Source organism: Exiguobacterium sp. KJ 601 (assembly GCF_027161185.1).
GTDB lineage: Bacteria > Bacillota > Bacilli > Exiguobacteriales > Exiguobacteriaceae > Exiguobacterium > Exiguobacterium profundum.
On sequence record NZ_JADHZG010000001.1, the window covers coordinates 287,851 to 304,301 of the forward strand.

The 16,451-nt window shown below is 46.8% G+C and carries 20 protein-coding genes; 9 read left to right on the forward strand and 11 right to left on the reverse strand.

Translation table 11 applies throughout. From position 1 onward, the window contains the following. Positions 1-18 precede the first annotated feature (18 nt). A complete protein-coding gene (locus tag IRJ25_RS01580) occupies positions 19-963 on the forward strand; it encodes a F510_1955 family glycosylhydrolase (protein WP_214690446.1) in 945 nt (314 codons plus the stop codon). An 18-nt stretch (positions 964-981) separates the two neighbouring features. Here the strand turns inward: IRJ25_RS01580 and IRJ25_RS01585 are convergent, their stop codons facing one another. From IRJ25_RS01585 to IRJ25_RS01595, 3 genes are read right to left on the reverse strand one after another with little or no spacing between them, the layout of a single operon-like run. Further along, the gene (locus IRJ25_RS01585; RefSeq protein ID WP_269317613.1) at positions 982-2,391 is read right to left on the reverse strand and encodes a sensor histidine kinase; all 1,410 of its coding nucleotides are present in this window, start codon (positions 2,389-2,391) and stop codon (positions 982-984) included. Further along, entirely contained in the window at positions 2,388-3,062 is a 675-nt protein-coding gene (locus IRJ25_RS01590; RefSeq protein ID WP_012727305.1) for a response regulator transcription factor, read from the reverse strand. The genes IRJ25_RS01585 and IRJ25_RS01590 overlap by 4 nt, the downstream gene beginning before the upstream one ends. A gap of 25 nt (positions 3,063-3,087) precedes the next feature. Then, positions 3,088-3,429: a hypothetical protein gene (locus tag IRJ25_RS01595; protein ID WP_269317614.1), complete on the reverse strand. Its 342-nt coding sequence runs from the start codon at positions 3,427-3,429 to the stop codon at positions 3,088-3,090. Positions 3,430-3,594: 165 nt separating this feature from the next. On the opposite strand from IRJ25_RS01595, the gene IRJ25_RS01600 reads away from it, so the two are divergent. Together IRJ25_RS01600 and IRJ25_RS01605 are read left to right on the forward strand one after the other, a co-directional pair. Beyond that, positions 3,595-4,071 (forward strand): DUF305 domain-containing protein, encoded by a 477-nt coding sequence (locus tag IRJ25_RS01600; RefSeq protein ID WP_074035791.1) that lies wholly within the window; start codon positions 3,595-3,597, stop codon positions 4,069-4,071. A gap of 199 nt (positions 4,072-4,270) precedes the next feature. Further along, positions 4,271-4,987: a peptidoglycan DD-metalloendopeptidase family protein gene (locus IRJ25_RS01605; RefSeq protein WP_214815520.1), complete on the forward strand. Its 717-nt coding sequence runs from the start codon at positions 4,271-4,273 to the stop codon at positions 4,985-4,987. A gap of 45 nt (positions 4,988-5,032) precedes the next feature. On the opposite strand, the gene IRJ25_RS01610 is transcribed toward IRJ25_RS01605, so the two are convergent. From IRJ25_RS01610 to IRJ25_RS01620, 3 genes are all read right to left on the reverse strand, one after another. Continuing rightward, complete coding sequence (locus tag IRJ25_RS01610) at positions 5,033-5,194, reverse strand: hypothetical protein (RefSeq protein ID WP_012727301.1); 162 nt, start codon at positions 5,192-5,194, stop codon at positions 5,033-5,035. A gap of 87 nt (positions 5,195-5,281) precedes the next feature. Further along, positions 5,282-6,199 carry a TerC family protein gene (locus IRJ25_RS01615; protein ID WP_031422317.1) on the reverse strand — a complete coding sequence of 306 codons (918 nt, stop codon included), beginning with the start codon at positions 6,197-6,199 and terminating at the stop codon, positions 5,282-5,284. A 117-nt stretch (positions 6,200-6,316) separates the two neighbouring features. After that, on the reverse strand, positions 6,317-6,745 hold the full coding sequence (locus IRJ25_RS01620) for an Rrf2 family transcriptional regulator (RefSeq protein WP_269317615.1): 429 nt from the start codon (positions 6,743-6,745) through the stop codon (positions 6,317-6,319). 146 nt (positions 6,746-6,891) lie between these two features. Between IRJ25_RS01620 and IRJ25_RS01625 the strand changes: the two genes are divergently transcribed. Then, the gene (locus IRJ25_RS01625) at positions 6,892-7,749 is read left to right on the forward strand and encodes an SDR family oxidoreductase (RefSeq protein WP_269317616.1); all 858 of its coding nucleotides are present in this window, start codon (positions 6,892-6,894) and stop codon (positions 7,747-7,749) included. Between the two features lie 38 nt (positions 7,750-7,787). Here the strand turns inward: IRJ25_RS01625 and IRJ25_RS01630 are convergent, their stop codons facing one another. Together IRJ25_RS01630 and IRJ25_RS01635 are read right to left on the reverse strand one after the other, a co-directional pair. Next, entirely contained in the window at positions 7,788-9,320 is a 1,533-nt protein-coding gene (locus IRJ25_RS01630; RefSeq protein WP_168169873.1) for a methyl-accepting chemotaxis protein, read from the reverse strand. A 129-nt stretch (positions 9,321-9,449) separates the two neighbouring features. After that, positions 9,450-10,091: a TVP38/TMEM64 family protein gene (locus IRJ25_RS01635; RefSeq protein ID WP_078147622.1), complete on the reverse strand. Its 642-nt coding sequence runs from the start codon at positions 10,089-10,091 to the stop codon at positions 9,450-9,452. Between the two features lie 203 nt (positions 10,092-10,294). Here IRJ25_RS01635 and IRJ25_RS01640 point away from each other — a divergent pair, with 203 nt between their 5' ends. Next, complete coding sequence (locus tag IRJ25_RS01640) at positions 10,295-12,004, forward strand: methyl-accepting chemotaxis protein (RefSeq protein ID WP_269317618.1); 1,710 nt, start codon at positions 10,295-10,297, stop codon at positions 12,002-12,004. 18 nt (positions 12,005-12,022) lie between these two features. On the opposite strand, the gene IRJ25_RS01645 is transcribed toward IRJ25_RS01640, so the two are convergent. Beyond that, the gene (locus IRJ25_RS01645; RefSeq protein ID WP_159562934.1) at positions 12,023-12,472 is read right to left on the reverse strand and encodes a DUF1801 domain-containing protein; all 450 of its coding nucleotides are present in this window, start codon (positions 12,470-12,472) and stop codon (positions 12,023-12,025) included. Then, the gene (locus IRJ25_RS01650; RefSeq protein ID WP_012727286.1) at positions 12,469-12,825 is read right to left on the reverse strand and encodes a DUF2200 domain-containing protein; all 357 of its coding nucleotides are present in this window, start codon (positions 12,823-12,825) and stop codon (positions 12,469-12,471) included. The genes IRJ25_RS01645 and IRJ25_RS01650 overlap by 4 nt, the downstream gene beginning before the upstream one ends. 114 nt (positions 12,826-12,939) lie before the next feature. Here IRJ25_RS01650 and IRJ25_RS01655 point away from each other — a divergent pair, with 114 nt between their 5' ends. Together IRJ25_RS01655 and IRJ25_RS01660 are read left to right on the forward strand one after the other, a co-directional pair. After that, a complete protein-coding gene (locus IRJ25_RS01655) occupies positions 12,940-13,392 on the forward strand; it encodes a MarR family winged helix-turn-helix transcriptional regulator (RefSeq protein ID WP_269317619.1) in 453 nt (150 codons plus the stop codon). 13 nt (positions 13,393-13,405) lie between these two features. Then, the gene (locus tag IRJ25_RS01660; protein ID WP_269317620.1) at positions 13,406-13,918 is read left to right on the forward strand and encodes a GNAT family N-acetyltransferase; all 513 of its coding nucleotides are present in this window, start codon (positions 13,406-13,408) and stop codon (positions 13,916-13,918) included. Here the strand turns inward: IRJ25_RS01660 and IRJ25_RS01665 are convergent. Further along, complete coding sequence (locus IRJ25_RS01665) at positions 13,915-14,580, reverse strand: haloacid dehalogenase type II (protein WP_269317621.1); 666 nt, start codon at positions 14,578-14,580, stop codon at positions 13,915-13,917. The two genes, IRJ25_RS01660 and IRJ25_RS01665, sit on opposite strands and share 4 nt — an antisense overlap. A gap of 71 nt (positions 14,581-14,651) precedes the next feature. Here IRJ25_RS01665 and IRJ25_RS01670 point away from each other — a divergent pair, with 71 nt between their 5' ends. Together IRJ25_RS01670 and IRJ25_RS01675 are read left to right on the forward strand one after the other, a co-directional pair. Then, positions 14,652-15,245: an FMN-binding negative transcriptional regulator gene (locus IRJ25_RS01670; protein ID WP_269317622.1), complete on the forward strand. Its 594-nt coding sequence runs from the start codon at positions 14,652-14,654 to the stop codon at positions 15,243-15,245. A gap of 155 nt (positions 15,246-15,400) precedes the next feature. After that, a complete protein-coding gene (locus tag IRJ25_RS01675; RefSeq protein ID WP_168169901.1) occupies positions 15,401-16,432 on the forward strand; it encodes an iron-siderophore ABC transporter substrate-binding protein in 1,032 nt (343 codons plus the stop codon). The last annotated feature ends 19 nt before the right edge of the window (positions 16,433-16,451 follow it).

Genomic DNA, 16,451 nt, shown 5'->3' on the forward strand with positions numbered 1-16,451 from the left:
AATGATGGAGGGATCGAGATGAAACGAACGTTAATGCTATCACTATTCCTGACTCCACTGCTCCTGTCGGCGTGTGGAACAGAAGACGCACCGTCGGACACGAGTCAATCCGAGAATGTGACGACAACTACAAAAGACGAGTGGCAACGTGTGGGATCCGATGAAACGGTCTCCCACATCCACGGAGCTGGATTTTGGCAAGACGACGAACGTCTTGTCATCGCGACGCATGCCGGATTGATGGAATATCGAGAAGATGGTTGGTATACGCTGCCGACAAATCGCCATGACTACATGGGATTTGAAGTCGTCGAGGATGGATTTTATGCGAGCGGTCACCCCGATCGTCGGACAGATTTCAAAAATCCACTTGGGGTCATGCATGGGAAAAATCATGGGGCGGTACTCGAGAGTCGGTCGCTTGAAGGCGAGGCAGATTTCCACTATATGAGTGCCGGTTATGCCACAGGTACACTCTACGTTTATTTGGAGGAAGCGACCTCGGAGCTAGAGCCGGGATTTTATCGTTCCATCGATGGTGGGAAATCATTTGAACCGATGCAGGTACAAGGGATAGAGGAAGCGCAAGTGGCAGGAATCGTCGCCGATGCGACGGATGCGGAGCGCGTCTTCTTGTACGGGCCGTCCGGCATCCTCGTTTCGAATGACTCTGGAGATTCGTTCGAGCCACTTGTTGAAGCAGAACAAGTTGTCACGGTCGGAGCGGATGAGGGGCAGCTGGCATACGTACGACAGACAGATGGTTCTTTCGAAGGGGTTCGTTTCAACTTAGACGATGAGTCGACAGAGACGTTCAATCTTCCAGAGCTTCAAGCGGACGTTGTGCCAATCGAATTGGCAGTCAACGAGGAGCGCATGTTGCTTGTCACATCGGATAACAGCGTATATGAGTTTACAGACGGGGAATGGGAGATGCGCCTCGACAAAGGTGAGCTCAATTGATTAAAAGACGCCTTTCCATTATAGGATAGGCGTCTTTTTGTCGAGTGGAATCGTGACGGTGAAAGAAGTGCCCGATACATCAGACGTGACTGTCAATTCTCCACCGTGACGGTTGACGATTTGGTCAGCGATGGCGAGTCCGAGGCCGCTCCCGCCAGTCTGTCGGGACCGTGATTTTTCCACACGATACAGGCGGTCAAAAATGTGCGGTAAATCTTCTTCGGGAATGCCTTTCCCATTGTCTGTAATGGTCAGGATCAGGTGAGTGTCCGTGACATTTGAACGCAGGGAGACATGTGAGGCCTCACTATGCTCAATCGCATTATGGGCGATTGAGCGGAAGACTTGGAGCATCCGGTGCCGATCCAATGTAAGAGCGATGTCTTGTTGTCCCGCGTTCGACGAAGCATCGAAGCGAATCGTCGTCATCCGGACCATTGTATCGAGCATTCGACGTAAGTCCGCACAAAACGTTGTGACGGTCACTTCTTCTCGATGCAATAAGAACGTGTTCTCATCGAGCTGTGCCAGTTGAAACGCATTTTCGACGAGTTCTGTGAGCGACCGGCTTTCATCTAAGATTGTCTGAATCGATTGCTTGCGTAACGATTCGGACGTGCTTTCTTTCGAAGCGATTTCGGCGTAACCCCTCAAGTACGTGAGAGGGGTCTTGATTTCATGCGATAGGTCGGATAAGAACTGACGACGTTCCCGCCGTAGTCTGGATAGTTCCACTGACATCGATTCGATGGCACGCGCTAATTCACCGATTTCGTCGACACGATTGGTCGGTAACTGTAAATCGTCTGGGTTTGTCAATACATTCTCCGTTGCTTGTTTTAATGATTGGATCGGTTTTGAAATCAATCGACTCAAGAGGATGAACGTCAAGACGGTCGTCACGAGCGCGATCGCTGTGATATATAGGAATCGCCACTGGAGCCGATGGCTAATTCCATGAATGATTTCAGTCGGTAAAAACATATAGACGTATCCATACCGTCTGTAGGTATCATCTGTGATTGGCGTACGAACGATCAAATACGGTTCGTTTTCCCAGTCGTTCTCTAGGACAGTCGTGTCGTCGAAGGAGCCAGTTTGTTTTTTCGAATCGACTGTATCGGCAAGGACTTGGGGAAAGAAGCGTGAAGTCTGAAGAAGATGATGCGTGGGATCAGTGATGGCGACTTTCGTATCGGTCTCACTTTCCATAGTCGCTACATGATCAATCGTCTCTTCGGAAAAATTCATTGCTAATACGCTCGCATGGCTCTCGGCCCGAGATTCAAGGCGATTGATTTCTTCTACAACACGTTCACCGAGAAGCGTGTGATAGAGGAGAAGAAACAACACACCTTCAATCAATAGGGTGGATAGAAGAAAGACGAGGCTGATGCGAAACGGTAGACTGTTACGACCTCGCTTCATCCGGAACGCTCCTCGGTCCATCGATAGCCACGTCCCCATACCGTCTTTAAATAATCATCAATCGGGAATCCTGCATCGCCTAACTTTTCTCGAATCATACGAATATGCGCATCAACGGTGCGTGGGTCGGATTCTGCAGAATAGGGCCAGACAAGGTCAAACAAATCTAGGCGGTTGAAGAGGCGATTCGGGTGCTGAAGGAACAATTTTAAGATGGCCGTCGCTTTTGGTGTGAGGACAATCTCTTGTTCTTCATACAAAACGCGTCCGCTCTCCTCATCGTAACGTAGTGGTCCGTATTGGATGTTGACGACACGGGTCCGGCGCAAGACGGCACGAATACGAGCGAGGAGCACGTTCCCATCGAACGGTTTGGTGACGTAATCATCCGCTCCAGCATCTAATCCTTGGATGGTCGTCTCATTGTCTGAACGTGCCGTCAACAAGACGACAGGTAATGCCGGATCCATCGTCTTTAACTGACGACAAAGTGAGATCCCATCTACTTCTGGCATCATAATATCTAAAAGGACGAGATCCGGTCGCTCTTCGATTTTGTCGAGTGCGGAACGGGCATCGCTCGCCTCGATGCAAAAGTAGCCGTCACTTTCAAGAAACAAACGAATCAAATGTCTCATTTTTTCTTCATCGTCTACGATGAGAATCTTCATCTTGCATTCCTCCTTCCTCTTATTATTATCGTTCCGTTTGCTTTGCGTGATTTCCTTCCATGGCGAAAAGAGTCTGTAGTTGTTCACGTGCGCGTTCGACGTCTCGACAGTAAATGACGGGTACTCTCGCGTCAATCGGTCGATCCGTGACGATGGCTACTGCACCATTTCGGATGGCGGCCCTCACTAAATCGACGCCACGTTCATTGATTGGGCGCTTGCATATATATAAAAACATTTTATTCATTTTTTCTGGTGTCGTTCCGATTCCGCGAATTGTCATTTCTTCCGGGTGATCGAGATAGGACCAAGATAAAACAGAATCAAGTGTTGCCAGTACGTCACGCAATGTCCGCTCTTGCATCATCGTTCTCCTTCCTTGCATGAACTCAATTTCACTAGTGTACCCGATGTTTGTGAAAAAGAAGTGAAAAGCGTTAAGAGTACGATTAGACGGAGAAATAGGCGGGTTTGAGTATAGAACAAGTAGGAAAAAGAGTTTTTATACGCACAATAAGAAAGGATGAATAAGATGAAACAGTACGGTAAATTTGGAATCATGATTGCGGTCTCGACATTCATTATGTATTGGCTCATGTATTTGAACGTGTTTCAGTTCAATCATATCTTCTTTAGTCAGACGAGGTTGTACATGGCACTCATCATGGGATCGGTCATGGCGTTCGTCATGCTTCTCTTCATGTGGGGGATGTATAAGAACAAAACAGTTAACTTTATCATCCTAGGGGTCAGTGCTCTCGTCTTCAGTGCCTCGCTTTGGCTCGTACGTAGCCAGACGACCGTCGATGATGTCAGTTGGATGAAAGCGATGATCCCTCACCACTCGATTGCCATTTTGACAAGTGAACGCGCTGAAATTGAAGACCCACGCGTGAAAGAATTGTCTGAAGAAATCATCAAGGCACAGCGCCGTGAAATTGAAGAGATGAAGCGATTGATTGAAGATTTAGAGGATGAAGAGGAGAACGCCGAGGAAAATCGTGAGTAACAGACATGCACAGTCGAAAACGGCTGTGCATTTTTTGTATGTTGAAAAGGAAAAATAAAGAAAGTAAGTTATAATTTGTTTTCCTTTATTTGAAATATAAATGACATATTTGTCGGTTCGTTTTGGTGGTAAAATTTTTTCAGTTAGATAATATAAAAAATAAAAATTTAAATACATAATTGAAAGGATTTACCACATCATGAAACGAAAGATGCTCTCTCTCTTCTGTGCCGTTCTTCTCACAGTCGGAATCTTCACTCCGACAGGTACCCCGGCTGAAGCTGCTACCACGTATTATGTCAAAGTCACGACTAACAGTTTAAACGTCCGTTCGGGCCCGGGCACGACGTATGCAATCGTCGGCAGTGCGAAGTTGGGACAATCCTTCAAATATCTCGGCGTGAGCGGGGGATGGACAAAAATCAATTTCAACGGGACATCCCGCTACGTATCCAGTACATATGTGAAGAAGTACAGTGTCTCCACGCTTTCAACCACATCGACTGCGAAAATGATCATCCCGACAAAAGGGACGTTGACACAAAAGTATGGTCCGGCGAGCGGGCAGTACGGTTATACGTTCCATAACGGTATCGACTTGGCTGCTCCAAGAGGAACACCGGTCGTGTCAGCCGCTTATGGAAAAGTCATCGTTTCTCGGAACTATGGGGCTTACGGTAACCACATCATGATGAGCCATCAGTTGAACGGACAAACATACATCACAGTATATGCACACCTCGATCGTCTCAATGTCGTTACAGGACAAACGTTAGCAAAAGGAGCAACGATTGGAACGGTCGGGAATACCGGTAACTCGTTCGGGAATCATCTCCACTTCGAAGTGCATCGGAACAGCTATGTGTATAGCAGTTCATCTCCTGCTAACAGTATCAATCCGTATACAATGTTTTGACATAAAAGCACGCGCTCTCAAACAATGGGAGCGCGTGCTTTTTGGTTAATGCCATGTCGTTTGTTTGTTTCGCTCGATTTGGTTGGCGGCGATGAGGCTGACACCAAGGACGACACCGAACACCAATCCGAACAGGTTGTTGAAGAGTAACATGAGGATGATCCCGAAGACGAGACCGATACTCATGAGGCCAATCCGATCAAACATAGTGAATCCCCTTTTCTGTAGTTGTGCACCTCAATGATTACCCGATTTTCAAAGAAAGAACACCGACGAAATGGACTGATTGATTCATTATACGTGTTTGGACGAACCAGGTTTCGTTTTGTAGAAACTATAGAGGACGCTAATCAAGATGACGAGAACGATGGTTCCTAGAGACATCCAAATCGGCATCTTGTACACATCACCCAAAATCATCTTCGCCCCGATGAAGACGAGCATGAAGCTGAGACCGTGTTTCAAATAGTAGAAGCGGTCGATCAAGTTGGCGAGGACGAAGTAGAGGCTACGAAGTCCGAGAATCGCCATGATGTTCGCATAGAAGATGATATACGGGTCACGTGAATACGCGAAACTTGCAGCGACCGAATCGACAGCGAAGACGATATCCGACAATTCGATAAAGATGAGCGCGATAAAGAGTGGCGTGAAGAACAACTTCCCATTGATGCGCTTCGTGAACTTCCCGGATGAGATATCCTGTGTGATGGGCAGGCGTCGCTCGAGCCAACGAATCGTCTTGTTTTCTTCAAGTGACTCGTCTTTCCCGATATTCTTATACATCATCCACCCTGTATAAACGAGAAACGCTCCGAACACGTAGTAGACCCAACCGAAGTTTTCTAAAAGGGATACGCCAGCGACGATGAAGACAGCGCGGAAGAAAATCGCTCCGAGAATCCCCCAGAACAGTACCTTATGTTGATACTTGAGTGGGATGGCGAAATAGGCAAAAACAAGTGAAAAGACGAAGACATTATCAATCGCGAGTGCTTTTTCGATAAAGTAGACGCTCGCATATTCCGTTGCGGCTGTACTTCCTTGCGTGAAGAACAACCATCCTCCGAATGCGATGGCAATCCCAATCCAGACAAACGTCCATGTCCATGCTTCGCGGAGCGAGACTTCGTGCGCTTTACGGTGGAACACCCCGAGGTCAAGTGCGAGCATGAAGATGACGATGAGTAAGAACCCGATGAGTAGGGTCAACAACAATTCCTCCTTTTAAGTTCTTATGAACTTCTATATATTTAATTTAAGTTCATAAGAACTCAAAGTCAAGCGTAAAAATAAACAACCACTCGAAAAAGAGTGGTTGTTTATTCCTCAATCTATACTTTGTTCAATGTTTTGTACAACATCTGCAAGCATAATTTGCTCTAGGACTCGTTCCATGGCGGATTGAGCTGTTATAAAAATGGGCTCAATCGTTGCTTGGATGTTTCTTCCGACCGGGCAAGCCGGATTTGGTTGATCATGAATTCCGAACAGTTCATTTGGTTCGACGACAGCAACGGCTTGATAAATTTCAAGAAGTGAAATGGTGTTTAGTGGTTTAGTAAAAATTGCACCAGCAACACCTGGTTTAACTTGAATCAATTCTGCTTTTTTTAACATGGCCATGATTTTTCGAATAAGAGCAGGGTTTGTATTTACGCTCCGCGCTAAAAAATCTGATGAAATCACTTCTGGTGGTGAAAGCGCAACAAGAGTCAGCATGTGGATGGCAACCGAAAAACGACTACTGATTGTCATAAATATCTCCCTTTCGGTTTTTATAGATGTAAACAACTTTGTTACATGCTTAGTATAACAGGGAAAGAATAATTGACAAATCAGTTACCTGTAATTATCATGATTACATGTAAGTGATTCGATTACAGGTTAGGGGAGGAAAAAGAATGAAATATTTAGTCACAGGAGCAACGGGGAAACTCGGCTCGAAAATTGTAGAGGAACTACTCAAGTCGATTGATGCGAGTGAGCTCGCTGTAAGTGTACGGAATCCGGAGAAGGCGGCGCCTCTTAAGGAGCGTGGCGTTGATGTGCGACATGGTGATTTTGATCAGCCAGACACACTCGATGAAGCGTTCAAAGGTGTTGAGCGTCTTTTGATCATCTCGGCAGATGGCGATAACGATACGCGGATTCGTCAACATACGAACGCGGTTGAGGCGGCGAAACGGGCAGGTGTTTCATTCATTGCCTACACGAGTCTAGCCGATGCGACAGACAGTGAGAACTTGATGGCACCTCCACATGTCGTCACAGAGGAAGCGATTGTCGAGTCCGGTATTCCACATGCGTTCTTACGGAACAACTGGTACTTAGAAAACGAGTTATCAAGCATTCAAGCGGTAATTGACGGGGCGCCATGGATCACGGCGGCTCGGGACGGTAAAGTCGGTTGGGCTCTACAACAAGATTATGCGGAAGCCGCATCGAATGTTCTGTTAAAAGAACAACAGGACAATGCGGTCTATGAACTATCAGGACCACTTCATACCCAGCAAGATCTTGTAGACGCGCTCAGTGAAGTGTTAGGTCGTGAAGTGATGATGCAGGAGTTGAGTCTCGAGGCATACGAAGAGATGATGCGCGGGGCTGGATTGCCAGAGGAAGTCGTTGCGATTCTTGCGGGGATTCAGCGAAGCATTCGTCAAGGAACGCTCGAAATTCATGAGAGTGACTTCGAACCGGTTCTCGGACGCCCGGTCACACCTCTTCAAGAAGGAATTCGTCAATTGCTCGACCGATAAGTAAAATGCCCTCGACCACTTGGTCGAGGGCATTTGTGTTAGGCGCGAGTGGCGTGATCCTCGAGTTGAGTCGTCACGTCTTCAAGCGAATTCGCGGTTAGAGCGAGTCGGTCCGACATCGAGCTGAGTTCTTTTTGAATAGCGACTTGCTCTTCCGTTGCTGCGGCAACATGGTGAATCTGTTGTTGAAGTTCATTCGCCGCATATTTCGTCGATTCAAGTCGTGTTTCGAGTGCTTCCATCTGTGTCGTGACCCGCTGGCGTGTCTCTTGAATCGAAGCAATTTGTTCGTCGATTTCTGATACATCTTCTGTAAGACGGCCAAAGACAGCCGTCACATCGTTCGTGACCGTTTGACAGTTTTCGGTCGCTTGTTTGAAAAGATGCGCTGATTTGGATACGACGGTCGTATCTTCCATCAATCCACCGAGGACTCGGGTCATCTCGGATGCATATTCACGCGATTGGACAGCGAGTTTCCCGACTTCGGAGGCGACAACGGCGAATCCTCGTCCAGCCTCACCGGCACGAGCCGCTTCAATAGATGCATTCAAGGCGAGCATGTTCGTCTGTTCACTGATGGAACCGACTTGTTGCAAGATTCCTTGGATTTCATTTGAACGATTCGACATCGTCGCAACAATCCGGTCGAGTTGTTCTGATTCGGTAATGATTTCTTGTACTTTTGTTTCCATTAGTCGCATGTCTTTGTTCCCAGCAAGGGCATCTTTAGCGATGCGCGAGGATGCTGCGGCCGTTTGAGCCATTCGTTCTTGAATGAGCGCTGTCAAAGACCGAATCGAGTGAATTTCATCTGCCCCTTGCACCATGGAGGCTTGTTGGGATGAAGCATGCGCGACAATCGGGTCGACCGTGACAGCGATTTGCTCACCAGATTCAAGAGACTGGTTAGCGGCAGATTCAAGCTCTTCGGCGTGACTGTTTAACGATTGAACGAGGGCGCTGACATCATGAATCGCTTGTTGTAACAACTGTCGTGTTTCTTGCTCCTGTGCCTCGGCATGTTGCGTCTCGTTATTACGGAAGTGGATTTGGGCGACAAGCACAACACTCAGAAGAATCAAGTACACGGCATGGACGAGTAGTAAACTGAACGGATAGTCGCTCGTTCCACAAATCATCTCAGGGATTAAAAAGTATCCGACTAGATGTTGCACAGCAAAGATTCCGGCACTATACAAAATCAAGTCGATGCGACGCATAAACGACAAAATCGCCAAGACGACAAAAATGGAGAAGTGATATTCAACAAGTCCTTGTCCTCCAGCAACGGTCGAGATGCTTGCGAAGGTGAGTGTCAGCATCATCCAATAAGGAAATGCTACGGATTCTCGCTTAGCGGTGACGATCATCATTCCAAAGAAGATGATTGGAAGGGCGAACAAGACCCATGTTACTCCGGAGTACACGTAACCGTCCGCACCGTTTCGCAGAATCGTATACGCATAGGCAAATTCCGTGAAACGATGTAGCAAATGGACAACAACCGACGTCATCACAATCAATAACGTCGTCAACAACATCAACTGATTTCTTTTAATCAAACTCATCATTCTTTCCTCACATTCTCGTGTTCATTTGTTGTAGCTCTATACATATCGGATGAATAGTATAGAAGTTTATACGGATTACATATTCAATGCACAAAAAAAGAGCATAAAGCTCTCCCTCATAAAATTTCAATTCAATCCAAGCCATTTTTTAACCGGTTCTCGGAAGATGTACGTCACAACAATCAAGCCGACGAAGACGAGCGCGGCAATGAAAATCGTGGTGACACTGCCTGAGGCGAGGCTCGCCCCGAGGAAGCTGTAGGCGAACGTACCTGGGATCATGCCGAGTACGGTCGCCGGTACGAAGGCACGGAAGCGAACACGTGAGATTCCACCGGCATAACTAAGTAAGTCAAAACTGACGAGCGGGATGAGCCGGAGGACAAATACATATAAAAAGCCACGACGCTCCATTTGTGTGAACAGTTTCTCTGACCATGGATAGCGGTCGACGTTGATGACTGAGCGTCCGAAAAAACGCCCCATCACATAACCGGTCGTCGCAGCAGCAGTTGCACCAATAATGATATAGAGGACACCTGGCCATACGCCGAACGCGAGTCCGGCTCCGAGCGAAAGGACGGATGTCGGTAAAAATGCGACCGGACCGATGGCATAAAGAAAAATAAAGAAGAGTGGACCCCAAAATCCGAATGACAAGACGATGTCCCGGATGTCAGACGGACGCAACTCATAGTGGAAATGGGTGATATAGAACAAAGATCCAAACACGAGAAGAAAGAGTGTGAGTTTAAGTGGTCGTGACAAGTTGTCCGCTCCTTTCGTAACCGAATGTATCTGATGTTAGTATACTGCATCTCCATGCAACATAAATGCGAGCCGGCTTACAAAAGGTGTAACGAGATGGAGCAAAGAGGCAGCTATCCGAATCGAAACTTAGGTCAATGCTTTCTAAACATTGCTTCATTTTTCAAAAATTCGACACGATAAATAGAATAGGAGGGAAAATGATGAAAAATTTAAGCATGTCTAAGAAGTTTACCGTATTGATTTCATTATTCGTTGTGACACTCGTCATGATTTCAATGTTAAGCCATGTGTTGATTGGAAGAATGGCTGATGCCGGAGAAAAGATATACGAAGAGAGATTGATTCCGATTCGTGCCATTGGACAGTTGAGAACCGATAATCGTGCAATCGACAGTCACTTGTTAGAACTAATGTTGACGACCGAAAGTGCTCGAAATGAAGAGTTACAAAAAAATATTGAAGAGCGTCGGGAGAGTATGGTTACCGATCTCGAAGTATTTAATGATTCGATTTCGACAGAAGATCCTGAATTAATGAGTCGAATCGAAAAGTTGAATGAGGAGACGAACGCATATTTGGAAAGCATAGACGTCGTATTGCAACCTGCATTACGAAATGAAAATGAATCTGCTTACCGACAATATGGAACAGAATTACGACCAATTCGACTTGCGCTTGTTGAGTCAGCGAAAGAAGTTATGGATCAGTTGAATGTGGATGCGGAAACGGCCAGTGATACGATGCGGTCTGATCGAGAGCGTGCTGTGTTTATCTTTTGGGGTCTTGTCATTTTGGGAGCTACGCTTTCAATTGGATTAGGCGTCTACATCACGCGCCTTGTGGTTGGTCCGGTGAAAGAATTGAACGTATTGATGAGTCGTGCCGGTGAAGGGGATTTGACAGTCAATAGCACATACACATCACGCGATGAAATCGGGGCGCTCGCACAGTCATTCAATCAGATGAAAGAAAGTTTACGAGAGTTGATTGGTGGAGTGACTTCGACTGCTGGGCGTGTGGCGACTTCATCGGACGATTTGAAAAATAACGTAGAAGAAACGACAAAAGCGACAGAGATGGTAGCTGTGACGATGGAAGAAATCGCTTCGGGTTCACTCCATCAGTTGAAACGGGTCAAGTCTTCAAATGGTACCCTTTCAGAATTGACGAATGGCATTCACCAAGTCTCTGATCGTGCTCAACAGATGACTGTATTATCGGAAGGGGCATTGGACAAAGTACAATCAGGGAATGAGCTAATCGAAACGCTTGAACATCAGCTTGAAGCGATGAATGAAAAAGTGAAGACGTTGCAACAAGTCATTGAGCAGCTTAATACTCGTTCTCAAGAGATTGGTACAATCAGTGGGACCATTTCAGGAATTGCAGAGCAAACGAACTTACTTGCATTAAATGCAGCAATCGAGGCAGCGCGCGCAGGAGATCAGGGACGTGGGTTTGCAGTCGTTGCTGCAGAAGTACGAAAACTTGCGGAGGAATCAGCCGATGCGACCAAACAAATTTCCTCTCTAATTCATCACACACAGACAGAAACAAAGCATGCCGTAGAGACGATGCATGTCGTAGAAGGTGATATGGGACAGAGTGTGACGAACGTGCGGCAGACAGGTGTTGCGTTTGATGAAATTAAAGTGGCCATTGAAGAAGTCGGGCAACAAATAGAAGAAGTGTCCAGTGCTGTACAAGAAATGGCGGCGGGAGCGACAGAAGTGTTGAACTCTGTGAATGAGATTCAAGGAATTACTGAATCGACTGCCACAGAAACAGAGAACACATCAGCAGCTACTGAAGAACAGATGGCATCAATGGAAGAAATTACGGCAGCCGCTCAAGAATTATCGAATATGGCGGATGAGATGCGAGAGATGACGAATCGATTTACTGTGTAAATGAAAAGAGTCCGAAAATTAGTCGGACTCTTTTTTATTATTTCGTTGTCCTTCGTAGTGCTGAATCCATTCCTCGACAGTCATCTTCTCGACGAGTTCTCCGACCAAGTCAAACGGGATTCGCTTCACGTTATTGAAACGGATACAGCTTTTCCCCATATCAAGTTTCGTCGGGACACGACTCGCATACTCCCGTTCGAACCAAGCGAGTAATTCAGGGTCGGCGTAAATGCCCATGTGATACAGTCCGACATGGCGCTTTTGCGCGATTACACTGATAAACGGTAGTGGCGTCCCCGGTGTGACATGATACCCGGACGGATATCGATCGAGTGGAACGACGTAATGGACACCATGTCCGTCCGTCGTTTTTTCAAATCCGCCAGGTAAATGATCATCGATGACCTCGAGCAGATGAATAAATGAATCGAGCCGTGCCTCGTCGACGAGTGCCGTCACATCCATCATGATTCGCCTCCTCGTAAGATCTTCTCCATTTTCTTTCCTTTTGCCAACTCATCGATGAGTTTGTCCAAATAACGGATCTCACGCATGAGTGGTTCTTCAACGTTCTCGACACGAACCCCACAGACGACACCTTTGATGAGGGCGCGGTCTTCATTCAGACGAGGTGCTGAAGCGAAAAACGTATCAAAATCGACTTGATTGGCTATCTGACGTTCGAGTCCGGTCTCATCGTAACCGGTCAACCATTCGATGATGGTGTCGACTTCTTCCTTCGTCCGTCCTTTGCGTTCGGCTTTGGCGACGTAGAGTGGATAAACGCTCGCGAAACTCGTGGTATAGATTCGGTGACCCATCTTTCATTCATCTCCTTCTTAGCGAAAATTCTTACTTCCATTCTCTCACAAATTACGATACGCTTATATAAAGTATTTTGTTGCATTTGCAACAAAAAGCAGAGGTGTCTCATGATGCATGACCATTTACGAGAGATCGGGATGATTGCGCGTGCCCTCGATTCAATCAGCAACATTGAATTCAAGGCACTCGGTTTAGAAAAAGGGAAGTACTTGTACATCGTTAGGATTTTTGAACACCCAGGTATCATTCAAGAACGGCTAGCAGAGTTGATTAAGGTAGACAGGACGACCGCCGCACGTGCCATCAAGAAACTGGAGCAAGAAGGATGGATTGAGAGGCGACCAGATCTTGATAATCAGAAAATCAGACGTTTATACGTGACGGAGAAAGGAGAGACATTGTACCCGCTCATCATTCGCGAACACGAATATTCTACATCGGTCGCATTATCAGGATTCGACGAGAAAGAAAGTGAGGAGTTGTTACGCCTTTTGAAAAAAGTACGACGTAATGTTGAAACAGATTGGACCGAAGTGAAGAAAGGCAAGTATCGAGAATACTGAGAGGAGCGAGAACATGATTGAAATCTCAAAAGTGACAGACGTAGAAGCCTTACGTCACATTAGCATCCAGACGTTTACGGAGACGTTCGCACGTCACAACACAGAAGAACATTTGAACGCTTACTTAGAAAAAGCGTATGCGCCTGAGCAGTTGCAGCATGAGTTGGCACATCCCGATTCTTATTTTTATTTTGCACATGTAAAAGGTGAGTTGGCAGGCTATTTGAAAGTGAACGTACGCGATGCTCAATCTGAACCGATGGGCGAAGATGCGATTGAAATTGAACGAATCTACGTATTAGAAGCGTTTCAAGGTCAAGGGGTGGGGAAAGCGTTATTTACTCAAGCAACCGAATTGACGAAGGAACTACACAAACGAAAGATGTGGCTCGGCGTATGGGAACGTAATGAGAGAGCGATTCGATTCTATCGACGAAACGGGTTCAGACAAACGGGTGTTCACACATTCTTTATGGGAGAGGATGCACAAAACGACCTCATTTTCATGAGGCCGTTCACGGACTAAAGCCATTCTGACAAGTTGTTTAAGTTCGGATAGATGGCATCTGGTTCTATATCAAATGCTTCAAATGGTAAGTCATTCCGATTGATCCAGGCCGCATGAAAGCCAAAGTTTTTCGCCCCGGCGATGTCCCAACCGTTCGACGATAAAAAGAGCACCTCGTCACGACGAAGACCAGACGTTTTGAACCAATTCATGTAGGCGGCAGGCGTCGGTTTCGGTTGTTTGATGCCGTCGACGCTGACAACCTCATCAAAATAATCGGTGAGACCGGCGTTGTGAAGCAATGCCTTAAGCATCTCGTCCGTCCCGTTTGAGAGAATGACGGTCTTCACGTCATGCATCTCTTTTAGGACCGATTCGATCTCCTTATACGGGGTGAGGTGCGCATACGATGCAATCAGACGTTGTTCGATTTCCTCCGTCGATGTTGCATCATGCACGGCGAGCGCGTAACGGAGTGCGTCACGGGTCACTGACGCGAAATCTTCGTAACGCCCCATCATGTGACGCCAAAAGAAATACTCGAGTTGTTTCGTCCGCCATATTTGGCTGATGGCAGCTCCTTTTTCAGGGAACTCTTGTTCACAGGCATCCTTCACCGAATGGACGTCGAATAAAGTGCCGTATACGTCAAAGACGATGGCTTTAATCGTTGGTTTCATACAAACATTCCTCCTTCTGTGTCGTTATACCCGTCTTGTTCAGAATATAATAAGAGAAATGGGGGTGCGACATGTATATTCCAACTCAATATTCCGTCACAGAACGAGCAGAAATTTACGCGTTTCTCCATGCCCATCCATTCGGTACAATCGTGACGCATGACGGGGACAAACCGATTGCGACGCACGTCCCGTTACGATTCGATGAGGCGAACGGTCAACTGACGACTCATGTCGCAAAAGCGAATCCTCAGTGGCGAACAATTGAAGATCAAAACGTTCTCGTCATCTTTCAAGGGCCAGACGCTTACGTGTCAGCGTCATGGTATGGTCATGAGGACGTTTCGACATGGAACTATCAAGCCGTACACGTGTACGGACGTGCGACGATTCTCAATGAGAAAGAATTAGTGGAGGAACTTTCAGGATTGCTCCAAGAGCATGAAGGGGAACGCGAGCATGCGGTGCGTTGGGATGCATTATCCGAACCGGTGAAGCGACAAATGAACGGCGTCGTCGGGTTTCGGATCGACATCACCGATATGCAGGCGACGTTCAAGTTAAGCCAAAACCGAAACGACGTGGACCATGAACGGATCATATCGGAGCTTGAAAAACAAGATGAACCGATCGCGGACGTCATGCGACAACATCGAAAGTCCTGATAAACCTGTCCTAAAACGACAGGTTTTTTCATTTTTCTATATCGAATAGCAGTTGACACGAAGGAATAGCAAGTCTATACTCATAACTGATAATGATTATCAGTATCGAGAAAATAGAGAAGTTGAAAAAGGAGAAGAAACACGTGAACAAGACAATGAAGAAATGGTTACATATGTTTATTTTTGCTTCAGCGTTTGCACTCATCTTAGCCGGCTGTGGTTCGGAAGAAGCTGAGAACGCTTCCACGAACGAAGGGACGGAAGAGTCAGCAGAAGGGTATCCAATCACAATCGAGCATGCGTTCGGTGAGACTGTCATCGAAGAAAAACCAGAGCGTGTCGCAACGATTTCGTGGGGAAACCATGACGTCGCACTTGCACTCGATGTCGTACCGGTCGGATTCTCAGCTGCGAACTACGGTGTCCAAGATGATAGCGGGATGCTTCCATGGACAGCAGAGAAGTTGACAGCGCTTGGCGAAGAGAACCCGAACATCTATCAAGACACGGACGGATTAGACTTTGAAGCAATCGCAGATTCAAATCCAGATGTCATCTTGGCCGCCTACTCAGGCATCACGCAAGAAGACTATGACACGCTTAGCCAAATCGCACCGGTCGTGGCATATCAAGAAACACCTTGGGTCACGTCATGGCAAGACATGGTTCGTTATGACTCACTCGCAATGGGACTTGGTGAAGAAGGCGAACAGTTAATCAAAGACACGGAGCAGTTGATTACTGACAAAGCGACAGCCGTTCCTGAGATTGCTGGAAAGAAAGCCGCTTTCGTCTCGATGAGCGCAGAAGATCTTTCAAAATTCTATATCTATACAACAGGTGATCCTCGTGGTGCCTTCATCGAAGAACTCGGTATGGAGTACCCACAAAACATTGTCGACGAAGCTGAAAAAGCAAATAGCTTCTATCTCGAGCTCAGCAAAGAGAACGCCGACATTTTGAACGACGTCGACATCTTCGTCACATACGGAAATGAAGACACGTTGAAGGCGCTTCAAGCAGACCCGCTCTACAGTAAAGTACCAGCCATCGAACGCGGATCGGTCGTATTGATTGAAGACAACACGCCACTCGCAGCGGCTGGAACACCGACGCCACTCTCGATTGAATATACGATTGATGAGTACGTTTCACGCGTATCGGATGCCCTTGCGAAAGTAAAATGATGCAAAATCAGGTGAAACA